Source organism: Streptomyces sp. ME19-01-6 (assembly GCF_033793745.1).
Taxonomy (GTDB): Bacteria; Actinomycetota; Actinomycetes; order Streptomycetales; family Streptomycetaceae; genus Streptomyces.
In genome coordinates, this window is sequence record NZ_JARAXF010000046.1 from 36810 (window position 1) to 56052 (window position 19243).

Below are 19243 nucleotides of genomic sequence, written 5' to 3' on the forward strand. Positions count from 1 at the left end.
CCGTGCACACCACCGGATCGACACCCCCGCTACGCGGTGTCCGGACCTCCCGCCGTGAGGAACCAGTCGACGGCCGAGCTGACCGCGGCGGGGTTCTCCAGCGGCAGCTCGTGCCCCGCGTCGACGATCCGTACCACCGCGTCCGGGTAGCCCTTGGCCATCCGCAGCATCTGCGACACCGGAAGCTGGATGTCGTGATAGCCGTGCAGCAGCAAGGTGGGCGTCCGGATCTCACCGACCCGATCCAGCACATCGAAGGCCCGCATCGCGTCGTAGCACGTCATGACCACCTCGCGCGGCGTGGTCGCGGAGGCGCGGGCGTATGCGCGCACCTCGGCGCGCGGGTGGCCGGGGCCGAAGGCCCGCTGGATGTTCAGAGTGACGAAGGCGCGGAACGGCAGCAGTGTCGAGGCCGCCATCAGCAGGCCGCGGCCGCGGCTGTAGACCATCCGGCTGATCGAGCTCACCAGCACCATGCGTTCGATCCGCTCCGGGTGGTCCAGCGCCAGCGTCTGGGCCACCATGCCGCCCATCGAATGGCCGACCGGGACGAAGCGGTCGACCTCCAGCCGGTCGAGCAGGGCGGACACGTCGCCCGCCAGCTCCGCGACGGTGCGCGGTACGCCGTCGCTCTCGCCGTGCCCGCGCAGATCGAGGCGGATCACTCGCCGGTGCGGGGCGAAGTGCGCCATCTGGTGGTCCCAGCGGTGCCGATTGGCCGTCCAGCCGTGGATGAACACCAGCGGCACACCGTCGCGGCGACCCTCGTCGTCGAACGTCAGTCTGGCGCCACCGACTTCGAGCTGCGGCATGGGGCATGACCTCCGGGCTGTGGTGCGTGCGGTGCTGGTACGGGAGCTGCGAACGACAGGTCGATCACCGTCGCTTGCCCAGGAAGTCGAGGATGTGCCCGAACACATCGAGGGCGGCGCCCCGGCCGATGAACGTGTCGAGGTGACCGTAGCCGGGGACCTCGGCGTACGCCACTTCCAGCTGCGGCTGACGCGCGGCGAGGACCTCGTGGCAAAGCTTCTGGGAGTCCAGCCACAGCCCGTTCTCGCTGCCGGAGAGCAGCAGGACGGGGCAGTCGATACGACCGGCGTGGTCCAGCGCGTTCTCCGGCAGCGCCCGGTAGCGGTCGTCCCCGTGGTGCCAGCGCACCACGCTGCGCGCCAGCTCGATCCGGCGCAGATGCGGCAGGATCCACAGCGGCGCGGGGCCGAGCAACTCCGCCAGCCGGTTGTGGGTGGTGGCGGACAGGTGCTCGTGCACGAACAGCGAAGCGCCCGTCCCCCAGGCCGAGTTGTGCAGGATCTGGCAGGTCGGGTCCGGGCAGCTCGCCTTCCGGGAGGCCAGGGCGAACAGCGGGGTGTACCGCGACCAGAAGCCCACCTTGCGGAAGTCCACGGGGATGTGGTCGACACGGGACTTCAGCAGCTCGGCGGCCAGCGTCATCCGCAGGGACGTCCGGCCCGCCAGCTTCGGCGTCAGGAACACCCCCTGCGCCACCACCCCGGCGAGCCCGGGCACCAGGCCCGCCGCCATGCTCATCGACAGCGCGAGCGCGCCCATGCAGTGGGCCACGACGAACAGCGGCCGGTCGCCGATCCGCCGGCGGATCAGCGCCACCGCCTCGGGGATGTCGTACACGGCGACGTCGTCGTAGGTGTACCGGCGGCCGGTCTCGTTGTACGGGAGCCGACAGCTGCCCCGCCAGTCGAGCAGCCACGGCTCGTACCCGTCGTCCAGCAGGACCTCGACCAGGTTCCGGGTCTCGGGCAGCAGGAACATGTCGGAGGACGCGGTGTGGCCGTGCAGCAGCAGCACCGCGGGCCGGTGCCCCTGGCCGGGGGACGAGCCGGTGGTGACCCTGCTCAGGCCGAGCCGGGTCCCGTCCCTGGTCCGGAAGGGCATCTCCTCGACGGTCGCCTCGTCGAGCCGGGCGTACAGCGGTCGCAGGGTCGGCGGGGTCAGCGGGGTCATCAGGAGCGCTCCGTCAGCGTCGGGTTCCGGCGAAGGTCGAGCAGGTCCGCCCCCACCCGGGCGAACGGGCCGAGCAGGCCGCGGCCCACCTCGCGGCCGAACCAGGCCAGCCAGGTCAGCTTGGCGACCCGCTTCTCCTGGCTGGAGAGGCGCGGATCGACCCGGATGCCGTCGATCTGGTCGCGCACATAGCTGTCGGCGGGGACGACGACCTCGCCCGCCAGGCTCGCGGGCTCGCCCTCGCGGCCGATCTCGACGGTCAGCGCCCGCGTCTGCCGCCACACATCGCGCCGCGCGCGGGCGAACTTCCGGCCCTCCAGCCACCACCGCCGGCCGTCGGCGTCACACAACCACAGCCGGTAGAGCAGCAGTTGATGCCGCAGGCCATGCCGCAGAGGTATCCCCTCCTGCGGGCGGACCCACAGGTCGCCCCGCTCCACCAGGACCGGATCGGGGTGCAGCAGCGCACAGGAGAGCTCTCCGCGGACATCGACCCGGCGCTCCCGCACCAGCTGGTACATGCTCGCGATCGACAGGGTCAGCGACAGCGTGCACCTGCTGTGCGCGGGCCCGCCGACCGACCCCAGGCTCCCCTCGATCGTCTCCGGGAACCACAGGTACGGCGGGTCCTGGCGGTCGGGCAGCCGGCCGAGGCCGTCCTCGGCCAGCCGTTCGAACGTCTTCAGCTGAGCCTGGGTGTCGTACCGGGCCGCGGCCGGCAGATCGTGTGCGGCGACGAACGCCTCGGTGCGCTCATCGGTGGCCGCCGGCCCCTTCAGCGTCGCCTCGCACAGCTTCAGGGCCGCGGGGCTGCGCAACACCCTGGTCAGGAAGTCCAGCCCGGGGACCGGCTCGGCCTCCAGACGGGCCAGGGCGTCGGCCCGCCACTCGTCCCAGTCCCGCACGGTCACGTTCATGCCGCCGAACCCCATGTCCCGCACCACGTCGTCCAGGGTGTTCGGGACGCCCGTCAGGTTGTAGTTGTAGCCCCAGGCTTCGGGTTCGCAGACCACGGCCGCCGCCACCCGGCTCACCCAGTCCACCGGGGCGGCGTTCAGGTAGCGGAAGGCGGGCACGGTACGGAACCGGCCGAACGCCGAGATCAGCCCGCTGCTGAGGTCCTGGGCGTTGTACGCGCCCGTCCGGGTGTGCCCGCCGATGCCTCCCGGGCGCATCATGGTGACCACCAGGCCGTGGTCACGGGCGCGGCGCAGCGCGGTCTCGGCGGCCCACTTGGACTTGTCGTAGCCGGCGACGAGGCGGTCGATGCGGGCGAGCGGGTCGTCCTCGCCCATGGAGGCGATGCCGACCTGATTGAAGACCGCGATCGAGGAGATGTGGTGCAGCGGCTTGGGCCGCCCGGTCGCCGCCAGCTCCGCCAGCGTCAGCGGCCCGATCACGTTGCTCTGCCGCAGCGAGGGGTAGCCGCGCAGGAAGTCCACCGCCGCCGCCACGCTGACGACGGAGTCCAACTCCTCGGCCAGCCCGCTCCAGCGGTCGTCCGGCAGGCCGAGGCGCGGCCGGCGGAGGTCGCCCGGTACCACGGTGACCCGCCTGCGGATCTCCGAGGACCACGGCAGGGCGAAGCCGGACAGCGCGGTGCCGAGCCGCTGCGTGGCCTCTTCCTCGTCGGCCGCGCGGACCAGGCAGTAGACGTGGGCGTCGCTGTACCGCAGCAGATCGAGGAGCATATGGCCGCCGAGGAAGCCGGTCGCCCCGGTCAGCAGGATCCGGCGGGGTACGGCGGGCTCCGGCGGGCCCGTCCACGGCAGGGCGTCGGCGCGGGCGAGATCGGCCAGGACCAGGTCGAGGTCCTCGTCGGCGGCGCCCACGGGGAGGGCGCGGGCGGCGGGGGCGGCTTGCGTCGCGGGGACGGGCGCCGTCGGGCTCGGGGCCGGGGTGTCGGCGGCCGGGGCGCTTGACGGGGGGCCGGCGGGAGGGGTGTTCGCGGGCGGGGTGTGCACGGCCTCGGTCCCGGCGGCCGAGAGTTGGCGTTCGGCGAGACGGCGCGGCCGGGCATCGGCGAACACATCGTCCAGGGCAAGCTCCACCCCCGACTCCCGGGCCACGGCGGCGACCAGTTCCACCGCGTCGACGGAGGTGCCCCCGGCGTCGAAGAAGTCGGTGTCGGGCCCCATCCGGCCGTCGGGCAGAAAGCGGGCCGCCACGGCGGCGATGGCCTCCGTCAGCCGGTCCACCTCGGCATCGACGTCCGCGTCGACGTCCGCGCCGAGGTCCGGGGCCGGCCCATCTTGGGGCCCGTCGCCCGACGCTGTGGGTGCCGAGGCCGGGGCCGACGCGGCCCCGGGGAGGGCCCGGGCCAGCAGATCGGCCACGCTGAGCCCGCCCCCGCCCCGCTCGATCGACTCGCCGGTCAGCCGCTGCCCCTCGTCCGCCGCGCCCATCTGCATGGCCTCGTCACGCACTGGGACCTTCTGTTCGCTTCTCCGCCCGCGAGGCGAATCCGCGGCTTGTATGGCGTGGCGCGGCTGGGCGGCCTCGCGTGCGTCGCTCACGAAGTCCTTCCGTCCTCTCGTCAAAGTCATTGTTGCCAGGACCGGAACGCCCGCAGGCGCTCCGGCGTCGTGATGAGCGTCAGCCGCGTATCGTCCGGTTCGCCGCCGCCGAGCGCGGCGAGCAGCCGCCGGGCCGGCGCGTTGCGGGGTGTCCGCTCCGCTGTCAGGCACACCTTCGCGCACCCCAGGGCATCGGCGCGGTCGGCCAGCCACCCCAGCAGCCGCTCCTCCACCCCGCGGCCGAGCGCACGGCAGCTGAGCATCCAGGCCAGGACGTCGAGTCGGTCGCCCTCCTGGCGGACCGCGAGCAGCCCGATCTGCCCGTAGTCCCCGAACCGGTCGCGGGCCGCGGCCGTCCACACCTCGCCCTCCCGGCGCCACCGCTCCAGATCGCCGCCGTCGCCCGACCGGGCTCGCAGGGTGAACTGGTTGGTGCGGCGTACGAGCTGCTCGGCGCGCTGGACGTCGGGTCCGGACAGCGGCCGGATGTCGACCTCCAGGCCCAGCTGGGCGAGAAACTCCTCGAACCCGGCCCGTTCGCGCACCACGTCACGGGCCCGCTCCTGGCGGTAGAACTCCGCGCGCAGCGAGTCCTCCGCCGTGGCCGCCGCGGGGACCAGCGGCCACAGCCGGGCCAGGAAGGGCGCCAGTTCCCCGGCCGACGGGCAGGTCACGGACAGCACCTCGGGCAGCGCGGACCGCATGGCGGCGATCTCGACCGGGTTGTCGTCGAGGAACACGAAGCTGTCGAGGCCCAGATTGAGGGTGCGCGCCGCGGCCTCCAGGCGTTCCGCCTTGCGGCCCCACGTGGCGGAGACCACGCTGAAGTGCTCCGCCCGCAGGAGGCTGTCCGGGCGGTCAAGGACGGCCCGTACCGTGGCCTCGTCGTTGTTGCTGACCAGGACCAGCAGGGCCCCGGCGGCACGCCACTGGAGCAGTCGGCGGGCCAGCAGCGCCCGGGGGCCGCCGAGGTCCACGCTGTCAGGGCCGATCTCCCCGGCCACACCGCTCCACAGCGTCTGGTCGCCGTCCACCGCGATCACCTTCGGCGGTGTGCGGCGTACGGCCCGTACCACCTCGGCCAGGGTGAGGGCCACGGCCGCCTGGAACGACGGGGTGAACGGCAGGTGTGCCAGTTTGTCGGTGTGGTCGTCGAACCATTCCTCGACGGCATGGTGCCGGGTCCAGTCGTCGGCGCGCAGCACCGCGACGCCGGGCAGGTCCGAGAGCTCGGCGGCCATCTCGCGCTGCCACCGCTCCAGTCGGTCGTCGCCGTACGAGGACGGCAGGAACCCGACGACCAGCGGCGTCCCGGTCCGCTCGGACAGGGCCCGCAGCGCGGCCGGGTACTCCGTGCGCAGCTCGGCGAGCAGCGCGTCGCTGACCGGCCCGAACCGTTCCAGGTCGACGGCCCTCAGCAGCACCACGCCGAGCGCCGTCGAGGAGTCGGCGAAGACGCCGGAGGGATCCCGCAGGCTCGCCAGGACGTGGTGATAGGGCGCCTCCACGACCGTCACCCCGCCGCCGTCTCCTGACGAGGTGTCATTCAGGGCCGTCCCGCACAGCAGCGGCAGGTTGCCGAGGGCGAAGGTGGCCGCGAGGGCGAGCGAGGGCCGCGGTGCCGCGGGGCGGACCGGTGCCGCGGGATCGTCGGCCGCTTCTGCGAGCAGCCGCAGGAACCCCTCGCCGAGCGCGGTGCAGCCGGCCTCGTCCATGATGTCCAGGTTGTAGTCCAGCCGCAGCCGCCCGGCGTCCGGCGTCATGGTGACCATCAGGTCGAGATCGGAGTATCCGGTCCCGGCCGGAAGGACCTCCAGGTTGTCCAGCCGCGCCGCCGAGGACCGTACGTAGTTGAAGTACACCTCGACCAGCGGCGCGTTCGCCCGGTGGAGCCCCTGCGCGGCGAGCGCCGACAGGGCGTCGGAGAACATGGCACCCTTCGTCAGGACCCGGTCCAGGCGGCCGTCGGTGCGTCGCAGCACGTCGTGGATCGCCTCGCCGGGCGCGGCCTGGGCCGGGATGGGCACCGGCACCCCGAAGAACCCCACCGCGTCGTACGCGTCGACGTGGATACGGGTGTCCACCGGGACGGCGAGCACGAACCGGTCGCGCTCCCGCTCGCGGGCGAGCAGCACGGTCAGGGTGCCCAGGCAGAAGGCGGCCGGGGTGATCGCCAGCCGGCTCGCCCGGGACGACACCCGCTCCATCAGCCGGTCGGGAATCGCCAGGGTCACACTGCCCGCCCGGAAGGAGCGCACCGACGGGCGCGGCCGGGCGAGCGTCAGGTCGAGCCGGGCGCTGCCGGTGAACGCCTCGCGCCAGTCGGCCGCCGCGCCGTCAGCCCGGTCGTCGGGGTGGTCAGTGGGCCGCGCCTGCCGCGCCTCCTGGGCCTGGAGCAGCAGGTCGATGTCGCGGTTGGAGACGGTGTCGCCCAGCGGGGTGCCGGACAGCTCACGGTCGATCTCGGCCGCCACGAGCAGCAGCGACTGCAGATCGCTCACCGCGTGGTGCGCGCCGAACACCAGGATCTGGCCCCGGGAGCCGCGGTCGAGCAGCTCGAACCGCCACAGCGGCGCGGCCGCCAGGTCGAACGGCGGCTCCAGCAGCTCCCGCAGCCGACCCTCGACTTCCGCGTCCTCCGCGCCCGCGTCCGCGCTGTCGCCGAGCTCGGTCCAGCGCAGCAGGGACCCGGCCGGATTCCGCTCCACCCGCAGCAGCGGCCCTTCCCCCGTGCCGGCGAGGATCGCCGTACGCAGCGCCGCGTGCCGCCCGGCCAGCCGGGTGAGGATGTGCGTCAGCCGCCGCCGCGTGGTGGGCGCGGTGAGCCGGACCGCGAGGCCGATGGCGTGCGCGGCACTCGGGGTGTCCTGTCGGGCGCTGCGCAACAGCCGCACCACGTCACGGGTCGCGGGCCGCAGTTCGGCCGTGGGCACGTCGGCCGGGACGTCGGCCGGTGGCGGCCCGCTGTGGACCGCACCCGGCCCGGTGGCGGTGTCCCGCTCGATCAGCGCCGCCGCCAGGTCCCGCGCGAGGCCGCGGATGTCGGCCGCCGAGAACACCGCGGAGGCGGGCAGTTCGACGCCGAGTTCGCGGGTGAAGGCGTTGCGCAGCCTGACGATCATCAAGGAGTCGAGCCCCAGCTCCTTCAAGGCCGTGGTGGGGGCGGTGTCCGTGGCCCCGAGACCGGCCACCTCGCCGACCCGGGCTCGTACATAGGCCTCCAGCCGGTCGGTCCGCTCCTGGGCCGTCGTGGCCCCGAGCACCCGGTCGACCAGCCCGTCTGCGCCCGGCGCGGCGTCCGGGTCCGCGACCAGGGTGGTGACCAGGCCGGACAGCAACGGCCGCGACCGTGCCGCGTCCGGGTCGAGTGCGAGCGCTTCCCAGTCCAGGGCGAGCGGCGCGAGTTGGCGGCGCGCCGTGGGCAGCAGCCGTTCGAACAGCTCGCCTCCCTCCTGCGGGGAGAAGCCGTCCAGGCCCGACCGGCTCACCGACGCGGCCCGGGTGTCGGACTCGGCGACCAGCCCGACGCCCGTCCAGGCGCCCCAGTCGAGGCTGAGCGCCGGCCGGTCGGCGTGGGCGAGATGGTGCGCCCAGGCGTCCAGGAAGGCGTTCGCCGCGCAGTACGGGCTCTGCCCTGCCGAGCCGAGCAGGCCCGCCGCCGAGGAGAACAGCACCAGGCTCTCCGCCTCCGGCACCAGCTCCGTGAGCAGGACCGTGCCCAGCACCTTGGGGGCGAGGACGCGCAGCACCCGCTCGTTCGTCAGATTCGGCAGGGTGGCGTCGTCGAGGACGCCCGCGGTGTGGACGACGCAGGTGACCGGGCCGAGTGCGCGCCGCAGGCCGTCCAGCGCGGTGGCCAGGCCCTCCCGGTCGGCGACATCCGCCCGGGCGTGGCATACGGTGACGCCGCGCTCCCGCAGGGCCTCGAGCCAGAGCGCCGCCTCGGGCGTGGGAGCGCCCCGGGTCAGCAGCGCCAGCCGGCGTGCCCCGCGCCCCACCAGGCGCTCGGCGACGACCCGGCCGAGGCCGCCGAGGCCACCGGTGATCAGATACGTGCCGTCGGGGCGGATCCCGCCGCGCCCGGCGTCGTCCGGGCGGGTGCGTACGAGGCGCGGCACCAGGCGGCCCGTCCCGCGCAGCGCGACCAGGCGCTCGTCGTCGGCGTGCCGCAGCTCGGTCCACAGGGCGTCGAGGCCGCCGTCGGCCGGCAGGTCGATCAGCGTGGTGGCCAGCTCCGGGTACTCCTGGGCCACCGCGAGGCCGAAGCCCCAGCCGAGCGCCTGCTGCGGGTGTGTCACCTCGGTGCTGTCCCCGGCGGCCTGGGTGCCCCTTACGACGAGGAACAGGCGCGGGGTCCGGCCGCGGGGGCGCTCGGCGAGCGCCCGTACCAGGTGCAGGGTGGTCAGGCAGCACAGCCGGGCGGCCCGGGCGGCCGCTTCGTTCGGCTCGATCGCCGGGTCGGTGGCCGGGGTGATCGCCGGGGCGTCCAGGGCGGACAGCTGGACCACCCGCTCGGGCGGGCCCTCGGGGAACGCCTCCTCCAGCAGGCGCGCCACGTGCTCCGGGTTCAGCGGATCGAGCCGGTAGCGCCCCGGCGCCTCGGCCGCGAAGGTGTCGCCCCTGCGGGCCACCACGTGCGGCACCGGGCCGAGCAGACCGCTGAGCGCGGCCCCCACACCCGACTCGTCGGACAGGATCAGCCAGCTGCCCTGGGCGGGCACCTCCCGCGCGGCCGGCCGGGGCAGCCACCGCGTCTCGAAGAGCGCCCCGTCGAGCGGAGACAGCGCGGCCGGCGCGGCCAGCCGGAATCCCTCGATGTCCAGGACGGGTTGTTCCCGCTCGTCCCAGAGCCGCAGATCCAGGGTCACGGTGTCCCCGTCCACCGCCCGCAGCCGGCAGGTCGCCCAGGCCGGTGCGGTGCCCGGTCCCGTGAACGTCAGCCGTCCGACCCCGGCGGGTACGAACGCCCGGCCCGCGGGGGCGTCGCCCGGCAGGGCGGCCGTCTGGAACGCGGCGTCGAGGATCGCGGGGTGCAGCAGATGCCCGGAGGCGGGCGTCTCGGCCAGCCGGCCGAGCGCCGCCGCATCCGAGCGCCGGCCCTCCGAAAGGCGCCGGAACGCCGGGCCGTAGTCGATGCCCAGGGCGGCGAGGCCGGCGTGGACACCGGCCAGGTCGACCGCTTCGGCGCACATGTCCCGCAGCGCGGCGAGCCCTTCGCGGGCGGCGCCGGGCTCGGCGCCGGCGTGGGTGACATGCCCGCTGACATGCCGTACCCACGTCGGCCGCCGCTCGTTCACCTCCATCGAGGCGATGGTGAGGCTCCGGACGCCGTTCTCCTCGGGCCGCAGGACCAGTTGCAGCCGTACGGGCGCCTCCGCCTCCAGGCGCAGCGGCGCTTCGAACTCGACCTCGGCCAGTCGTATCCGTCGGCGGTCCCCGTCGTTGTGGAGTGCGGCCGCCGCCGCGAGCGCCATCTCCAGGAAAGCCGAGGCGGGCAGCCACACCTCCCCGGCGACCCGGTGGTCAAACAGATAGCCGAACCGGCTGTCCCGCAGGTCGATGTCGGTCTGGAAGAGGTGCCGGTCCGGTTCGTCGCTGGCCTCCACATGCGTGCCGAGCAGTGGCGAGGTGCCCGGCCCCGGCGGCAGCGCGGGAGCGGCCGACAGCCAGTGGCGCTCCCGGGCGAAGGCGTAGGTGGGCAGGTCGGCGCGGCGGCCCGCCGGAAACAGGGCCGACCAGTCGGGCGTGTGCCCCGCGCCGTACAGCCGCCCGAGCCGGCGCAGCAGCCCGTCCCGGCCGCCGTCGTCGCGGCGCAGCGAGCCGACGCTCACCGCGTCGACCCCGGCCTCGGCGGCGACGGACTCGATCGCCGGGCCCAGCGACGGATGCGGGCTCAGCTCGACGAAGCAGCGGTAGCCATCGGCCAGCATGCGCCGCACCGTGTCGGCGAACCGGACCGGTTCCCGCAGATTCGCGTACCAGTAGTCGGCGTCCAGCCGGTCGCCGGCGACGGGTTCCGCCAGCACCGTCGAGTACAGCGGGGTCGGCGCCCACGTGCCCCGGACACCGTCCAGCGCATCGAGCAGTTCCCCGCGCAGCGGAGCCATCAGCGGGCTGTGGGAGGCGAACGCCGTCGACAGCCGCCGCGCGGGTACTCCCTCCTCGTCGAGCCGCCGCCGCAGTTCGGCCAGGGCGTCGAGGTCGCCGGAGACGGCGGTGGACGTCCCGCTGTTGACGGCCGCCACGAACAGCCGGTCCGGGTACGGGGCGAGGAGGCGCTCGACCTCCTCGCGCGGCAGCTCCACGGACAGCAGCCCGCCCGCACCCGCCAGCGGCACCACCGCGTGGGCCCGCCGGGTCACCACGGCCGCGGCGTCGTCCAGCGTGAGGGCACCCGCCCCGTACGCCGCGGCGATCTCGCCCAGGCTGTGGCCGACCACCGCGTCGGGGACCACCCCCAGGGAGCGCCAGGCGGCGGCCAGCGCGGCGTTGACCGCGAACAGCACCGGCTGCAGGACATCCGTTCCCTCGAGGCCGGGCGCGTCCTCCTGGCCGCGCAGCACCGCGAGCACCGACCAGCCGGTGTGGCGGGCGATCGCCTCGTCGCAGCGGGACAGCTCCTCCCGGAACGCTTCCGAGCCGGCCATCAGCTCCACGCCCATGCCCGGCCACTGCCCGCCGTGCCCGGGGAAGACGAACGCCACCTTGCCGCCGGGCGCGGCCCCCGCCCGCGACAGCGACACATCCGCTCGCGCCTCTGTTCGGGCCTCTCCTCTCGTCACCGCGTCGAGACCGGCCAACAACTCCGCCCGGTCGCCAGCCAGCACCGCCGCGCGCCGCTCGAAGTGGCTCCGGTGGCGGGCCAGCGTATGGGCGATGTTCGGCAGCGCGGGGGCGGGGCCGTCGGCCGGGAGCGCGGCCAGGTGTCCGGCGAGCCGGGCGGCCTGGCCGCGCAGGGCGGCGTCGCTGCGCGCGGACACCACGAACAGCTGCCGCTTTGGGGCCTCGTCGGCGCGCGGGGAGACCGGCGGGACCGGCGCCTGAGGCGGGGCTTCCTCCACGACGACGTGGGCGTTGGTGCCGCTGATCCCGAACGCGCTGACTCCCGCGCGCCGCACCCGCGGGCCCGACGGCCAGGCCACCGGCTCCCGCAGCAGCCGCAGCCCGCTGCTGTCCCAGTCCACGTGGCGGCTGGGCCGGGCGGCGTGCAGGGTGCGCGGCAGCGTCTCGTGGCGCAGCGCGAGCACCACCTTGATCAGCCCGGCGATGCCCGAAGCCGCCTGCAGATGGCCGAGGTTCGACTTGAGCGAGCCCAAGTACAGCGGGCGGCCCTGCGGGCGGGAGGCGCCGAACACCTCCGACAGGGCGCCTGCCTCGATCGGGTCGCCCAGTGTGGTGCCCGTGCCGTGTGCTTCCACGTAGTCGATGTCCGCGGGCGCCAGGCCCGACAGCCCCAGGGCACGGCGGACGACCCGCTCCTGGGCCGGGCCGTTCGGCGCCGAGAGGCCCTGACTGCGGCCGTCCTGGTTGACCGCGGTGCCGCGCAGCACGGCGAGCACCTCGTCGCCGTCGCGCCGCGCGTCGCCCAGCCGCTTGAGCACCACCATCCCCGCGCCCTCGGCCCACACGGCGCCGTCGGCGTCGTCGGAGAACGACCGGCACCGGCCGGTCGGGGACAGCCCCCGCAACCGGCTGAACTCCACGAACGTCTGCGGCGTCACCATCAGCGTCACCCCGCCGGTCAGCGCCAGGTCGCACTCGCCGGAACGCAGCGCCTGGGCGGCCAGGTGCACCGCGGCGAGCGAGGAGGAGCAGGCGGTGTCCACGGTCAGGGCCGGGCCGTGCAGCCCCAGGGCGTAGGCGAGCCGGCCCGAGGCCACGCTGAGCGCCGACCCGGTGCCGACATGGCCGTCCAACTGGTCGAGCCGGGACCCGGCCAGGTAGTTGCTGCCGAACATGCCGATGTACACACCGGTGGTGCTGCCCGCGAGCGCGGCCGGCACGATCCCGGCGCGCTCCAGCGCCTCCCACGCAGTCTCCAGCAGCAGCCGCTGCTGGGGGTCCATCGCGGCGGCCTCGCGCGGGGTGATCTCGAAGAAGCCCGCGTCGAAGGCGTCGATGCCCTGGAGGAACCCGCCCTCCCGGGCGTAGGTCTTGCCCGGGGCCTCCGGGTCGGGGTCGTACAGCGACGCGACGTCCCAGCGGTCCGCCGGGAACGGCCCGACCGCGTCGCGGCCGTCGGCCAGCAGTTGCCACAGCGCCTCGGGGTCGGCGACGCCGCCCGGCAGCCGGCAGGCCATGGAGACCACGGCCACCGGCTCGTCGGACGCGCTGCGCGCCCGCGGCGCGCCGGTCGCGGGCCGCCTGGCGGCACGGTCTCCGGAAGCGAGCACGGTGTCCAGCAGATGGTCCGCGAGCCGGGCCGTCGTCGGATGGTCGAACAGCACGGTGGCCGCCAGCCGGGAGCCGAGCCGGGCACCGATCCGGTTGCGCAGCTCGACGGCCATGAGCGAGTCCATGCCCAGCTCGCGCAGCGGCTGGTCGGGGCGGATGGCGTCGGGCGAGCGCAGCCCCAGGACCCCGGACGCCTCCTCGCGGACCAGGGACAGCACTCGTTCGGCCCGCTCGGCCTCCGGGAGCCGGGCCAGCCGGTCCGCCGGCTCGGCGCCGTCCCGGCCCGCCCGGGGAGCGGGCAGCAGCGTGCGCCACAGCGGCGCCGGACCGCCGTCACGGGCGAAGGTATCGCGCAGCCGCGACCGGTCCAGCGCCCAGGCGACCAGATGCGGTGCCCGGCGCGACAGCGAGAGCTCGACCAGCTCGCAGGCCTGATCGGGGGTCAGGGCGCGGAATCCGGCCCGGGCCATCCGCTCCAGATCCGCGTGTTCCGCGGCGAGCCCGGCTCCCGACCAGGCTCCGAAGGAGACTGCGACGCCCGGCAGGCCCAAGGCCCTCCGGTGATGGGCCAGTTGGTCGAGGAAGACGTTGGCGGCGGCGTAGTTGCCCTGCCCGGCGTTCCCCACCACCCCGGCGGCCGAGGACACCAGCAGGAACAGGTCGAGCGGTGCGCCGGCGGTGAGCCGGTGGAGGTTGGCCGCGCCCGCCACCTTCGGGCGCAGCACCTCCGCGAACCGCTCGGGCGTCTGCTCGGCGAGTACCCCGTCGGCCAGCACGCCCGCGCAGTGCACGACGCCGCGCAGCGGCAGTTCACGGCCGACGCGGCCGAGCACCTCGGCGAGCGCCGCCCCGTCCGCCACATCGCACGCCACCACCTCGACCTCGGCGCCGAGCGCGGACAGCTCCGCGGTGACCTCGGCGTGGCGCGGGTCGTCCGGGCCCCGCCGGGAGGTCAGCAGCAGCCGCGGGACACCGCTCTTCGCCAGCCACCGTGCGATGTGCCCACCCACCGCGCCCAGGCCACCGGTGACCAGCACCGTGCCGTCGGTGGGCACCACGGCGCCGCGGCCGGCCAGCTCCAGGACGACCGGGCTCCGGTCCACGGCCCCTCGGCGCGCGGCCTCGCGCGCCGCCGTGATGGGCAGCACCTGTGGCGGTGGCGGGTGGAGGCGGCCGGAGCCGATCAGCGCCACGACCGCGCGCAGGGACGCGCCGAGCCGTTCGCGAAGGCTGTCGTCGGAAAGGCCGGTGCGGGCCGAGCCGGCGCCGGATGAGCCGACAGGGGACGGGGCGTCGGACGAGCCGAGGGCGACCACCCTGCCGCCGGGCGCGGCCTCGGCGTGCCGCTCGGCGTCCGCCGCCACCAGCAGGACATCGGCCGGTTCGGTGGCGTCCTGGGTCGGCCGGGCGCCGAGCGCCTCCGCGAGCCGGGCGGCCGCCGCGCCGCGCCTGCCGGTATCCGGCGCGATGCGCACCCGCTCGCCAGGCTGGACGTCGACGAGGCCGCGCAGGGCGTGATGGGCGGTGGCGTACGTGAGGGGGAGTGAGGCCCCGACGGTGAACGAAAGGTCTTCCGGGATCACCGCGACCAGCCGCGCGTCGGCGACCGCCTGGGAGCCGAGCGCCGTATCGGCGAGGGCGATCACCCGCTGCCCCGGCGACAGCCCTTCGACGCCCGCGCCCACCTCCGCGATCACACCGGCGCACTCGGAGGTCGCGCCCCGGGAGCCGGGCGCCGCGCCCGCGCGCACCTCGATCCGTACCCGGCCGGGCGGCAGGTCCGGCCGGGGCACGGCGCGCAGCTCCAGGTCCGACCAGTCGTCGAGGGGCACGGGACGCGGGGCATCCGGGCGGTAGGCCAGCTCGTAGCAGTCGTCGGCCGGGGGCCGCAGGTCGTCGCCGGCGCGGGCGCGTACGAGGCGTGGCGCGAGCAACCTGCCGCCGCGGACCGCGAGTTCCGGCTCGCCGGACTCCGCCACGGCGGCGGGCAGGGCGGGCCAGGGGCCGGGGCCGTCGAGGTCGACCAGGCGCAGTCCGAGCTCAGGGTGTTCGGTGCGCGCGCCGCGGGCCAGGCCCCACAGCGCCGACTGGGCCAGACCCGGCACCGTGTCGCCGCCGTCCGCCGCGACCGCGCCGCGGGTCACCCAGACGACCCGTGACGGCGCCCGGCCCCGCGGGAGGGCGAGGAGAGCCCGCAGCTCGGTGAGGCCCGCGGCCGCCAACTCCTCCGCGCCGGTGGCCGGGTCGGTCTCCGAACCGGAGGCCGGCCAGAACCTGACCAGCGTGTCGGCGCCATCCGGCACCGCGTCCACCGTGGCGGCCCTACGCACCTCGGCCCCGGCCGGGTCGAGACTCCTCAGGGCCGCCGCCACCTGCCCGTCCGAGGGGTCGCCGAGCAGGGCCCAGCCACCGCCCGGCGACAAAGTGCCGTCCGGCTCGGCCTCGGTGGCCACCGCCGTCCACGCCACCTCGTACAGATGCCGGGCGCTCTCGGCGGCGCCCCGCAGATCCGCCGGATCGGCCGCGCGCAGCCGTACGCCCTCCAGACGCCCCGCCGGAAGGCCGTCGGAGTCCCACAGCGTCACATCCAGCGTGACATCCGCCCCCGAGCCGCCGGTCCGCCGCACGGACGCGATGAGGTCGGCCGCACCGCCCGGCGGCAGTTCGCACCGGCCGACGGCGACCGGGAGCAGCACCCGGCCCGAGGTGTCGAACGCGGCGGCCACATGCAACGCGGCGTCCAGCAGGGCCGGATGGACCGGATACAGGTCCGCCACGTCGCGGGCCCGCGACGGCAGTGACAGACGGGCCAGCAGCTCACCGTCGCCGGTGCGCACCGCCGACCGGACGCCCTGGAACGCCGGACCGTAGGCGAGGCCCGCCTCGGCGAGACGCGCATAGGCCTCCGGGCCCCAGCACGGCTCCGGCGCATCCGGCCACACCGGCGGCGGGCCGAAGGCGCCGGTGGCGGGCTCGCCGGCCGACGCGGTGGCGTGCAGTGTCCACTCCGAGGACTCGGACTCCTGCCCGCACGGCCGGCTGTGCACGAAGACCTCCGGCACGGCCCGCGGGTCCGCGGCCACGACCTCGACGGACACCTCCACCGTGCCCGAGGCGGGCAGCGTCAGCGGCGCGAGCAGCAGCAGGCCGGCCACGTCGACCGGACCGTCGGGGCGGGCCACGGCGAGCGCGGCCCGGCACAGCTCCGCCAACGTCGTCCCCGAGACCACGACCTGCCCGAACACCGCGTGGTCGGGCAGCCATTCGGCCGTGGCGCGGGACCACTCGCCCCGGAACGTCCAGCGCGTCGCGTCCGGCGACCGCAGCTGGACCCCGAGCAGCGGATGTCCGGCGCGGGGGAGCAGGCCCGAGGCACCGGCCGAGGAGCCGGGCTCGGTCCAGTACCGCTGCGGATCCCACGCGTACGTCGGCAACTCGGCCCACGGGCCGTCGGCGACCAGGCGCGACCAATCGATCTCGCGCCCGTGGACATGCAGTTCGGCCGCCGCCCGGTCCAGAGCGCCGGGCCCGTCCTCGTCGCGCCGCAGGGAACCGACGGCGACCAGGTCGTGTCCGGTGTCCTCGGCGACCGTCCGCAGGGCCGTGATCAGCGACGGATGCGGACTGAGCTCGACGAAACACCGGTATCCGTCGGCTGCCATGCGCTCCACGGTGGCGGCGAAGCGGACCGGCTCGCGCAGGTTGCGGTACCAGTAGTCGGCCTCCAACTCCTCGCCGACCGGCCCGCCGAAGACCGTCGAATACCACGCCACGGCCGCCGGACAGGTGACGATGCCGTCGAGTTCGGACAGGATCGCCTCGCGTACGGGCTCGACCTGCGCGCTGTGGGACGCGTAGTCGACCCCGAGCCGCCGGATGAACACCTGCTCCCGCTCCAGGCCGGTCAGCAGGGTCTCCAGCGGCGCCACGTCCCCGGCCACCACCGTCGACCTGCCGCTGTTGACCGCCGCGACGGACACCTTCCCGCCCAGCTCCGCGAGGCGGGCCTCGACCTCCTCGTACGGCAGGGCCACCACGGCCATGGCACCGGTCCCCACCACGCCCGTCAGCGCCTGGCTGCGCAGCGCGACCACGGCCGCAGCGTCGTGCAGACTGAGCGCCCCGGCGACACACGCCGCGGCGACCTCGCCCTGGCTGTGCCCCACCACGGCGTCCGGCCGCACCCCACGGGCCCGCCACACCGCCGCCAGGGACACCATGACGGCGAACAGCACCGGCTGGACCACATCGACCCGCTCCAGCGGAGGTGCCTGCGCGTCGCCGCGCAGGACGGCCGCCACCGACCAGGCGGTGTACGGACGCAGGGCCGCGTCACAGCGGTCGAGCTCGTCCGCGAACAGCGGGGAGCGGGCCAGCAGATCGCGGGCCATCCCGGCCCACTGCGCGCCCTGGCCGGGGAACACGAAGGCCAGCTTCCCCGGCGGAAGCGTCTCGCGCACCCCCACGACCAGTGCTTCCTCGGGCCGCCCGGAGGCCAGGCCGCGCAGCCCGCTCAGCAACTCGTCGCGGTGGCGCGCCACGACGACGGCGCGCTGCTCGAAGTGCGTACGGTGATGCGCCAGCGTCGCGGCGACGGCGGACAGGGGCGGGCCCGGTTCGGCCGTCAGGGCGTCCAGGAGCCGGCCGGCCTGTCCACGCAGCGCGGGCAGGCCGCGGGCCGACAGCGGGAAGAGCGTCACCTCCGGCGGCTCGCCTCCAAGGTCCGGCCGCGACGGCGCGGCGGGTGGCGCCAGGTCCTCCGGCGCCTCCTCGATCACCACATGCGCGTTGGTCCCGCTGATTCCGAACGCGCTCACCCCGGCGCGGCGGACCCGCTCGCCGCGCGGCCACGCCCGCGCACGGCCGGGCACCGCCAGGCCGCCGTCCGCCCAGTCGATCTGCTCGGTCGGGTTCTCGGCGTACAGCGACGCCGGAAGCAGCTCGTGCCGCAGGGCCAGCACCGTCTTGATGACGCCGGCGATCCCCGCCGCGGCCTGCGCGTGGCCGATGTTCGATTTCAGGGACCCCACGCGCAACGGCCGGTCGGCCGCGCGGCCGGGGCCGAAGACGGAGGCCAGAGCGCGGCCCTCGATGGGGTCGCCGAGCCGGGTGCCGGTGCCGTGCGCCTCCACATAGTCCACGTCGTGCGGTTGGAGGCCCGCGGTGTTCAGGGCGGCGCGTACGACCCGCTCCTGCGCCGGGCCGCTGGGGGCGCTCAGCCCCTGGCTGCGGCCGTCCTGGTTGATCGCCGAGCCCTTGACGACCGCGAGGACCCGGTCGCCGTCCCGCCGCGCGTCGGCCAGCCGCTTGAGCAGCACCAGGCCGCAGCCCTCGGCCCACACCACACCGTCCGCGTCGTTCGAGAACGGCCGGCACCGCCCGGTGGGCGACAGCCCGCGGAGTCTGCTGAACTCGACGTGGCCGCGCGGGGTGACCATCAGCGTGACGCCGCCGGCCAGCGCGAGATCGCATTCGCGGCCCGCCAAAGCCCGAGCGGCCAGGTGCAGGGCGACCAGCGAGGAGGAGCAGGCGGTGTCGACCGTCACGGCCGGGCCCCGCAGATCCAGCGCGTAGGCGAGCCGGCCGGAGGCGACGCTCGCCGCCGCGCCCGTGCCGACGTGCCCGTCCAGCTGCCCCAGCCCGGCCGAGACCAGGTATCCGTATCCGCTGTCGTACAGGCCGAGGTAGACGCCGGTGGAGCTGCCGCTCAGCGCCCTGGGGGCCATCCCGGCCCGCTCGATCGCCTCCCAGCCGGTCTGCAGCAGCAGCCGCTGCTGGGGGTCCATCGCGGCGGCCTCGCGCGGTGCGATCCCGAAGAACGAGGCGTCGAAGCGGTCGATGTCGGTGAGGAACCCGCCGCGCAGGGTGTACGCCTTGCCGGTGGCCTCCGGATCCGGGTCGTACAGCGCCTGGGTGTTCCAACGGCCCGCGGGGACGTCGCGGATGGCGTCCTCGCCCGCGGCCAGCAGCCGCCACAGCCCCTCCGGGTCGTCCGCGCCCCCAGGGAAGCGGCAGGCCATCGAGATGATCGCGATGTCGTCCGCCGGGCCCGCCACCCGCGGTGCCCCGGCGCCGGACGTGGGGGCGGGGCCGTCGCCGGACAGCGCCTCGGCGATCGAGGAGATGGTGGGGTGGTCGTAGAGGAGGGACGGATCCAGCTGACGGCCGATCCGCTCCGAGAGGCCCACGGCCAGCGTCACCAGATCGCGCGATCCCAGGCCGAATTCGGCGATCGGCCGCTCGACCTCGACCCGCAGCGGATCGAGCCCGGTGCGGTCGGCGACGGCCCCGACCAGCCATGCCTGGACGGCCTCGGCGGAGGCCCCGGTGCGCTTCCTCGCGGACATGGG

General features: G+C 75.3%; 4 protein-coding genes. All 4 read right to left on the reverse strand.

Translation table 11 applies throughout. The annotated features are described in order from the left end of the window. Window positions 1-29: 29 nt before the first annotated feature. Entirely contained in the window at window positions 30-812 is a 783-nt protein-coding gene (locus PV419_RS48915; protein ID WP_319700320.1) for an alpha/beta hydrolase, read from the reverse strand. 64 nt (window positions 813-876) lie between these two features. Continuing rightward, on the reverse strand, window positions 877-1983 hold the full coding sequence (locus tag PV419_RS48920) for an alpha/beta hydrolase (RefSeq protein WP_319700322.1): 1107 nt from the start codon (window positions 1981-1983) through the stop codon (window positions 877-879). Next, the gene (locus PV419_RS48925; RefSeq protein ID WP_319700324.1) at window positions 1983-4409 is read right to left on the reverse strand and encodes a thioester reductase domain-containing protein; all 2427 of its coding nucleotides are present in this window, start codon (window positions 4407-4409) and stop codon (window positions 1983-1985) included. Before PV419_RS48925 ends, PV419_RS48920 begins: the two co-directional genes overlap by 1 nt. Window positions 4410-4525: 116 nt before the next feature. Further along, window positions 4526-19240: an SDR family NAD(P)-dependent oxidoreductase gene (locus PV419_RS48930; RefSeq protein ID WP_319700326.1), complete on the reverse strand. Its 14715-nt coding sequence runs from the start codon at window positions 19238-19240 to the stop codon at window positions 4526-4528. Window positions 19241-19243: the final 3 nt, after the last annotated feature.

What these genes read in the sequence shown, in the direction of transcription:
- PV419_RS48915 (WP_319700320.1), bottom strand. Translation starts at nt 812, where the DNA reads ATGCCGCAGCTCGAAGTCGGTGGCGCCAGACTGACGTTCGACGACGAG.
- PV419_RS48920 (WP_319700322.1), bottom strand. Translation starts at nt 1,983, where the DNA reads ATGACCCCGCTGACCCCGCCGACCCTGCGACCGCTGTACGCCCGGCTC.
- PV419_RS48930 (WP_319700326.1), bottom strand. Translation starts at nt 19,240, where the DNA reads ATGTCCGCGAGGAAGCGCACCGGGGCCTCCGCCGAGGCCGTCCAGGCA.